The 7,115-nt window shown below is 62.6% G+C and carries 10 protein-coding genes; 7 read left to right on the top strand and 3 right to left on the bottom strand.

Annotation, left to right across the window (positions count from 1 at the left end; genetic code table 11):
• Positions 1–77 precede the first annotated feature (77 nt).
• From GSQ79_RS25555 to GSQ79_RS25535, 5 genes are all read left to right on the top strand, one after another.
• Complete coding sequence (locus tag GSQ79_RS25555; RefSeq protein WP_158811569.1) at positions 78–341, top strand: GlsB/YeaQ/YmgE family stress response membrane protein; 264 nt, start codon at positions 78–80, stop codon at positions 339–341.
• Positions 342–483: 142 nt separating this feature from the next.
• Positions 484–1,488, top strand: coding sequence for an ABC transporter substrate-binding protein (locus GSQ79_RS25550; protein WP_158811568.1), 1,005 nt, complete (start codon positions 484–486; stop codon positions 1,486–1,488).
• On the top strand, positions 1,489–2,247 hold the full coding sequence (locus GSQ79_RS25545; protein ID WP_158811567.1) for an ABC transporter permease: 759 nt from the start codon (positions 1,489–1,491) through the stop codon (positions 2,245–2,247). It begins immediately after the preceding gene.
• A gap of 10 nt (positions 2,248–2,257) precedes the next feature.
• Positions 2,258–3,031 (top strand): ABC transporter ATP-binding protein, encoded by a 774-nt coding sequence (locus GSQ79_RS25540; protein ID WP_158811566.1) that lies wholly within the window; start codon positions 2,258–2,260, stop codon positions 3,029–3,031.
• Between the two features lie 220 nt (positions 3,032–3,251).
• Entirely contained in the window at positions 3,252–3,599 is a 348-nt protein-coding gene (locus GSQ79_RS25535) for a hypothetical protein (RefSeq protein ID WP_158811565.1), read from the top strand.
• A gap of 106 nt (positions 3,600–3,705) precedes the next feature.
• Here GSQ79_RS25535 and GSQ79_RS25530 read toward each other — a convergent pair whose 3' ends face one another.
• The 3 genes from GSQ79_RS25530 to GSQ79_RS25520 form a co-directional block, all read right to left on the bottom strand.
• On the bottom strand, positions 3,706–4,278 hold the full coding sequence (locus GSQ79_RS25530) for a TetR/AcrR family transcriptional regulator (RefSeq protein WP_158811564.1): 573 nt from the start codon (positions 4,276–4,278) through the stop codon (positions 3,706–3,708).
• Between the two features lie 166 nt (positions 4,279–4,444).
• Positions 4,445–4,774, bottom strand: a complete 330-nt coding sequence (locus GSQ79_RS25525; RefSeq protein WP_246725586.1) for a hypothetical protein — start codon at positions 4,772–4,774, stop codon at positions 4,445–4,447.
• A gap of 65 nt (positions 4,775–4,839) precedes the next feature.
• Positions 4,840–5,496, bottom strand: a complete 657-nt coding sequence (locus tag GSQ79_RS25520; protein ID WP_158811563.1) for a DedA family protein — start codon at positions 5,494–5,496, stop codon at positions 4,840–4,842.
• Between the two features lie 352 nt (positions 5,497–5,848).
• Here GSQ79_RS25520 and GSQ79_RS25515 point away from each other — a divergent pair, with 352 nt between their 5' ends.
• Positions 5,849–6,145, top strand: coding sequence for a DUF2849 domain-containing protein (locus GSQ79_RS25515; RefSeq protein ID WP_158811562.1), 297 nt, complete (start codon positions 5,849–5,851; stop codon positions 6,143–6,145).
• An 11-nt stretch (positions 6,146–6,156) separates the two neighbouring features.
• A partial coding sequence (locus GSQ79_RS25510; RefSeq protein WP_174243276.1) for a nitrite/sulfite reductase occupies positions 6,157–7,115 on the top strand: 959 nt, incomplete at its 3' end.

Here is a 7,115-nt window from a genome sequence, read left to right as displayed (position 1 = left end):
TAGCCAAAAGACTTGGCGGCTCATGCAACTGTCGAAATGACCGGGCGTTCTCTGATCATCGTAGGCGGAGCGCGACCATGCATATTCTTTACATCATCATCATTGGGTTCTTTGCGGGCCTCATTGCCAAATTCATCATGCCCGGCCCGAATGAGCCGAGCGGCTTTATCATGACGACGATCCTCGGCATTGTCGGCGCGGTCGTCGCGAATTATCTCGGCACGGCGATCGGCTGGTATCACGAGGGTCAGCCGCTGGGCTTCATCAGCGCCATCGTCGGCTCGATCATCATCCTGTTCGTCTACAACCTGATCGCCGGACGCAGCACGTCCTCGATCTGATCGCGTCGTCTACACATGAGGCCGGCGCCGATAGGCGTCGGCCTTTTTCGATGACAGCGGTAACCGAAAGACTTCGAGACAAATGGTGGGCGGCTCGCGTGCATGCTAGGCAACGATCTCCTTTTCGATCGCGGTCTTGGTCATGCTCCGTTTTTGCGCCTCGCTCTTCTTTGCCGTCGCCGTCGCAGGTCCGGCAGCCGCCGAAACGGTCCCAGTCCGCATCGGGTTCATTCCGGTTCTGGGCACGGCCCAGATCTTTGTTGCCGACCATGAGGGCTGGCTGAAGAATGCGGGTCTTGAGCCCCGGTTTATTCCCTTCGAGTCTGGCCCGAACATGATCCAGGCACTGGCTTCGGGGAAGCTCGAAGTCTATGTCGCCGGAGTCGCGCCGCTTGCGGTCGCCCGATCCAAAGGCATCGACGTCAAGGTCGTCGCAGCCACCGCCATCGAGGAAATGACCGTCGTCGCCGGACCAAAGTTGGCCGCCTTCTTCAAGCAGGGGGTCGAGCCGGCTGCCGCCTTCAAGGCCTATGCACACGAGACCGGAAAGCCGGCGAAGATGGCGACACAGCCGCCCGGTTCCGTGCCGCATACCACCCTCAACCACTGGCTCTTCGAAGTAGCCAAGGTTGCGCCCGCCGATGTTCAGATCATCACCATGGGGATCGATGCGACGCAGCAGGCGGTGCTGGCCGGGGCGGTCGACGGTGCGACGCTGCGCGAGCCAGCGGTCACCATCGTGCGGTCGCGGGACCTCAGCAGCAAGATCATCGCTCTGGGCGGCGACATGTTCGTCGATCAACCCGGCACCGTCGTTGCCGTCCAGGGCGCCTTTCTTGCCGCGCATCCCGTCGAGGTCGAAAAGCTCGTCGCTGCCGTTGTCCGCGCGACCGAGCAGATCAAGGCGGACCCCGCCGTTGCCGTGCCCGCCGTCGAGGCGACGCTCGGCAAGGGGCTGGTTTCCAAGGATCTCATCCTGGCGGCGCTGCGCTCGCCGGCGTCGAAATTCACGGTCGACCCGGATGTCATCGTCGAGTCGACGCGCCTGATGCAGGCTTATCAGGTCAAGATCGGCACGCTCGACAAGGAATATCCGCTGGCCGGGCTGTTCGACGACCGTTTTTACAAAAAAGCGATCGCGCGGTAGATGGCGGCCAACAAAGCTGTTCCCTATGCACTCGGCGCCGCCGGCCTCGGTGCGTTTCTCGGTATCTGGCAGGCGGCACCAAGTTTCGGCTTCATTTCGTCCGCGCTGCTGCCTAAGCCGAGCGACATCCCGGCCGCCTTCGTTGCGGAAATCAAGAGCGGTCTCTGGGTCGATGCTGTCAGGCTCAGCCTCGAACATTACGCGCTCGGTCTGCTCTGCGGGGCTTTTGCCGGCGTCGTGCTTGGGATCCTGACCGGTATGTCGGCGCGGTTCGAATGGACGCTTGCCTGGGTGGTGCGCGTCCTGCGGCCCATCCCAGGACTTGCATGGGTGCCGTTCGCCATTCTCTGGTTCGGCGTCGACCAGCCGGCAGCCATCTTCATCATTGCCATCGGCGTGTTCTGGATCGTGTTTTTCGCCACGCAGGGGGCGATCCGGGCCGTCGATCGCGATCTCATCGAAGTCGCCGACGCGTTCGGCTTCTCCAGCGGCTTCGACAGATTGCGCAAGGTCATGCTGCCGGCCGCCTTGCCCGGTATCCTGGTGGGGTTGCGCACCTCGCTCGGCCAGGCCTGGATGTCGGTGGTCGCCGCCGAATTGTTCGGCGTGGCCGGTCTCGGCCAGCGCATGACGCAAGCCTCCAGCCTGCTCGCGACCGATATCGTGGTCGTCTACATGCTGACGATCGCGGCACTTTACGGCCTGATGGACACGCTGTTCCTCGCCATCCAGGGCCGTCTGCTGGCGTATCGCCCTTGAGGACCACCCGTTGAGCGCCGACGCCATCATCACGATCCGCGACCTCGCGCTGGCCTTCGAGCAGAACGGCGTCCGCAACGAGGTGCTGCGCCACCTCGATCTCGACGTGCCGCGTGGCCAGTTCCTGGCGATCGTCGGCTCGTCAGGCGTCGGCAAGTCGACGCTGCTGCGTGTGCTAATGGGCCTCTCGGCGCCCAGCGTCGGGACGGTCACCGTCCGCACGACCGCGGGCACGGAACGCGCCATGGCGCTGGTGTTCCAGGACGCAAGACTTCTGCCGTGGCGCCGCGTGGCCGCCAACGTGTCCTTTGGCCTGGAGAAAACCGGCCTGACCAAGGCCGAGCGCCGCGACCAGGCCCTGAAAACGCTGGCGAGCGTCGGACTCCGCGAGCATGGCGATCGCTGGCCGCATCAACTTTCCGGCGGCCAGCGCCAGCGCGTCGCTTTGGCGCGCGCGCTCTGCATCCGGCCCGAAATCCTGCTGATGGACGAACCGTTCAGCGCGCTCGACGCCCCGACCCGCGAAGCGCTGCAGGACGAGCTCATCCGGCTCTGGCAGTCGCAGGGCATCACGGTGCTCTTCGTCACCCACGACATCGACGAGGCGGTGTATCTCGCCGATCGGGTGATCGCTTTGGGCGGCAAGCCGGGGGAGGTGCGCTCGTCCCTAGCCGTCGAAGTCGAACGCCCGAGGCGCCGCGGCGCTCCAAGCCTAAGCTTCCTAGCCGATCGAGTGAAGGCCGACCTCGCCGCCGAAGCGGACCACCACGACTGGGTGATCTAGAGACTTCAGGCATGCGAAATCACGCATGCTGCGATGCAGCGGCATGACCCTAAATGCGCTTTTCCTCTCGGGAAGGACGGCCGCGGGCGTGCCAGGGACCGCGCCCCATGGCAACGCTCATGCTGCGTCGCACAAAAGCCTCTTGCAATTCTAAGACGACCGGTCACATTAGCTTTCAGAGTTCACGAGCGTCGCCAAACGCTCCGATCAGGAGAGCACCATGTTGAAGACCATCATCCTCGCGACGGCCGTTCTCGGCGCCACCGTTGCGATCGCCAATGCCCAGCCTTTGAAGCCTATCGAAGCCAGCACCATCGATCTCGGCGAGACCCACGGCTACGCCTATTACGTCGCCGAGGCCAAGGGCTACCACGTCATCGCAACGATCGAGACGGGCGCAACCCCGGTTCGCTTCGCCACCACGCTGGCCGATGGCCAGTCGGCTTCGGTTTCGGTTCCGGCGTCGTACGGCGAGAAGCCGATCGAGATCACCTTCGTGCGCAACGCCGACCGTCTGGAAGTGCTTCGCGCGGCCCCGTTTGATGCGGTCACTGCTTCGACCCGCTAAGCGGCCTCGCTTCAAACGATTTGCGCCCGCCAGTTTATCGCTGGCGGGCGCAATGCGTTTCGGAGGGGGCTGACACGGGAAACGCCTTGTCAGTAGCGGCTCGCGCCTACTTCAACAGGCAGCCGAACGTGATGTCGAAGAAATCATCGACAGCGGAACGGTCCTTCATAACCTTGCCGCGGATCAGACACCCTTCCCAGGCGTCCATCAGAAACCGGGCGAATTGCTCGACGTTCTTTTCCTTCGGAAGGGCACCGGCGTCGCGGGCTTCGCGCAACACGTCGGCGATAGCATCGGTCCAGGCCTTCAGCGTCTCCGAAAGCTTTTCCCGGATCGCCGGGTTGGCATCGGCCATTTCGGCGCCGAAGTTGCCGAGCAGGCAGCCGCGCGAAAAGCCGCTGTTCGTGAAGCGCTCTGCCATCATGTCGAAATGCATCCGCAGACGCACCAGCGGCGGGATGGCGGGGTCACGGAGCACGGTGAGATCATTGTCGTGCCAGTAGCGCGCGATCGTCTCGAGGCCGAGCGCCTCCTTGCTGACGAAATGGTTGTAGAATGACCCTTTGGGGACGCCAGCCTGGACCACGATGTCCTGGACGCCGGATGCATTGTAGCCGCGCTCGTGAAACAGGTTCAGGGCGGCGTCGACAAGCTTCTCACGGACATTCAATCTGGACACGGAACCATCCTTCGAGCGCTTCTAAATCCGCTACCTGTCCTATCTAATATGACCGGTCGGCTTTAGAAAGATGGTCTTTCGGCGCCACGGCCATTGTCTGAGCGAAAACAAAGCGGAGCCGCCTTTAACAGACGGCCCCGCCCCAGAAAGTGCGTTGGCGAAAAAACTACTTGGCGTTCTCGCCGCCTGTGGCGGACGGAGGAATCACCGGGGTCGAGTTTGGATGATCGACCGGTGCCGGTGTGTTCATTCCGGGGTCGACATCGCCCTTGGGCCGAATGACGCCGCCGCTCTGATTGAGCTTGCTGCTGAGGCTGTCGCTTCGGCCATCCTGAATGGTCGAAGGAGCCTGCTGCGCCTTGAGCGCATCGGGCGAACGCGTCGTGTCCTTTTCGGGGATCGTCTGGCCACTACCCGAGACAATCTGCGCCTGGGCGGCGGGCGCTACAGCCAGTAGCCCAAAGCCGATGGCGGCAAAGCCGGTCTTGACGTCCATTGGATGTCTCCCATTGCTGTTGAGCAAAAGGAACGCCCCCAAGAGCGGCTTCGTTCCGAAATCCGTTATCCCCGTGCGCCGACCGTCAGGAGCGGCCCCGGCAGGGCCTCCTCTGCTTCGAGGGTCAAACGCGCTTCGTGGCGCTTGAAGAACAGCCAGGCCCCGACGGAAATCAGCACGACGAGCACCAGGGCCGCGATGCCGAGCGGGCCGATGACGTGCTCGACCTGCAGCCCGAAGAAGTAGCCGAGCCCGCCCATCAAGCAAGCCCAGACCACGCCGCCCAGCGCGTTGTAGAACAAGAAGAGCCGAGGGCTGTAGCGGTTGGCGCCAGCGAGAACGGCGGCAAAGGCGCGCAGCAAAGCGACGAACCGGCCGAAGAAGACGATCTTGCCGCCATGCTTGAGAAACAGATATTGCCCGACCTTCAGCTTCTTCGTGTCCATGCCGATGTAGCGGCCGTAGCGAATGAGAAGGGTCAGCCCCCATTCGCGGCCGACCCAGAAGCCGACGTTGTCGCCGAGGATCGCGGCCGCCGCAGCGGTGCCGATCACGAGATAGATGTTCAGACCGCCGGGATGCGCGCCGGCGTAGACGGCCGAACTGATCAGCACGGTCTCCCCAGGCATCGGCACGCCGGCACTCTCGAGGGCAATCACGACGAAAATCGCGATATAGCCGTACTGGACCACGAGGTCCGGCAGTTGCTCCATAAACGACATGGTACCTTGAGCCTCACGCGATCCTGGTCTTCGGCGCCGTCCTGGACCGCAAATTGGTCTTTTCGACGAAGTCGGCGCGGGCTTGATCGCACGAAAAGCCGGTGCCGCGAACCAGATTTCGTGAATGGTCGTAAACGGCCGCCTGCCGCAGGCTGCCAATGCTGGGAGCACCGTCGCGCGTTCGCGCTAAGACGATATTTTCTTTATTGGGCCTATGGAAAGAAAATAATTCCAGAGTGCAGAATTAGTATTGCGCGATCAACGACCAAGCGCTCCCGCCGAACGGCAAGGCCACTCGCAATTGGCGGCAAAATCCTCTATCTCCATGCTCTGCCGCGCTGGAAGCTGACGAATGTCCAAGGTTATCTCCGCCAACATGCTCGCCAAGGGCAACGTCGTATTTTTGGGTGTCAACGGGACCTGGGTCGAATCGATCGTTGATGCCATCGTCTTCGCCGACGCCGCAACGGCGGACATCGGTCTCCTGGCGGCGAAAATGGACGAGAAGCGCGCCGTGGTCGTGGATCCGTTCATCGTCGACAAGAAGGACGAGCTCGAAGGTCAGGCGTCGATGACGCTTCGCAACGCAATTCGCGCCTTTGGTCCCACCATCGATTATCTGCCGGCCTCGTCGTCGAGCGCCGCCTGAAGGCAAGCACCATGTATCGTTATGATGAGTTTGATGCCGGATTTGTCGCCGAACGGGTCGCGCAGTTTCGCGATCAGGTCGAGCGCCGCCTTGCCGGTGCCCTGACCGAGGAACAGTTCCGGCCGCTGCGTCTGATGAACGGCGTCTACCTGCAGCTTCACGCCTATATGCTGCGGATTGCCGTGCCCTACGGCACGCTGTCCTCGAAGCAGATGCGCAAGCTCGCGCACATCGCCCGCGTCTACGACAAGGGCTACGGGCACTTCACCACCCGCCAAAACCTGCAGTTCAACTGGCCGGCGCTTGCCGACTGCCCCGCCATTCTCGATGAACTCGCCAGCGTCGAGATGCACGCCATCCAGACCTCGGGCAACTGCATCCGCAACACCACGGCGGACCAGTTTTCCGGCGCCGCCGCCGACGAGATCGAGGATCCGCGTCCCTATGCTGAGATCCTGCGTCAGTGGTCGTCGCTGCACCCGGAATTCTCGTTCCTGCCGCGCAAGTTCAAGATCGCGGTAAACGGCTCCGCCCATGATCGCGCGGCGATCCAGGTGCATGACATCGGCTACCAGATCGTCAGGAACGCCAACGGCGACATCGGATTCTCCGTATATGTTGGTGGAGGACAAGGCCGTACGCCGTTGATTGCGCATAGAATTCGTGAATTTTTGCCGAAGGCGGATCTGCTCGCCTACACGAACTCGATCCTGCGCATCTACAATCTCGAAGGCCGACGCGACAACAAGTACAAGGCGCGCATCAAGATCCTCGTTCACGAGAAGGGTGCCGACACGATCCGCGATCTCGTCGAAGCCGACTTTGCCGAGCACAACGATGCCGGCCTCACGCTGCCGCAGAGCGAGATCGACCGGATCATCGCCTACTTCGCGATGCCGGGCCTGAGCGATCGCTCCACGACGTCGGCGCCACTCGACGCGCGCAAGCGGGCCGATCCGGCGTTCGCCCG

The organism is Beijerinckia sp. L45 (assembly GCF_009765775.1).
Classification (GTDB): domain Bacteria; phylum Pseudomonadota; class Alphaproteobacteria; order Rhizobiales; family Beijerinckiaceae; genus RH-AL1.
This window is presented reverse-complemented; position numbering and strand designations above follow the sequence as displayed.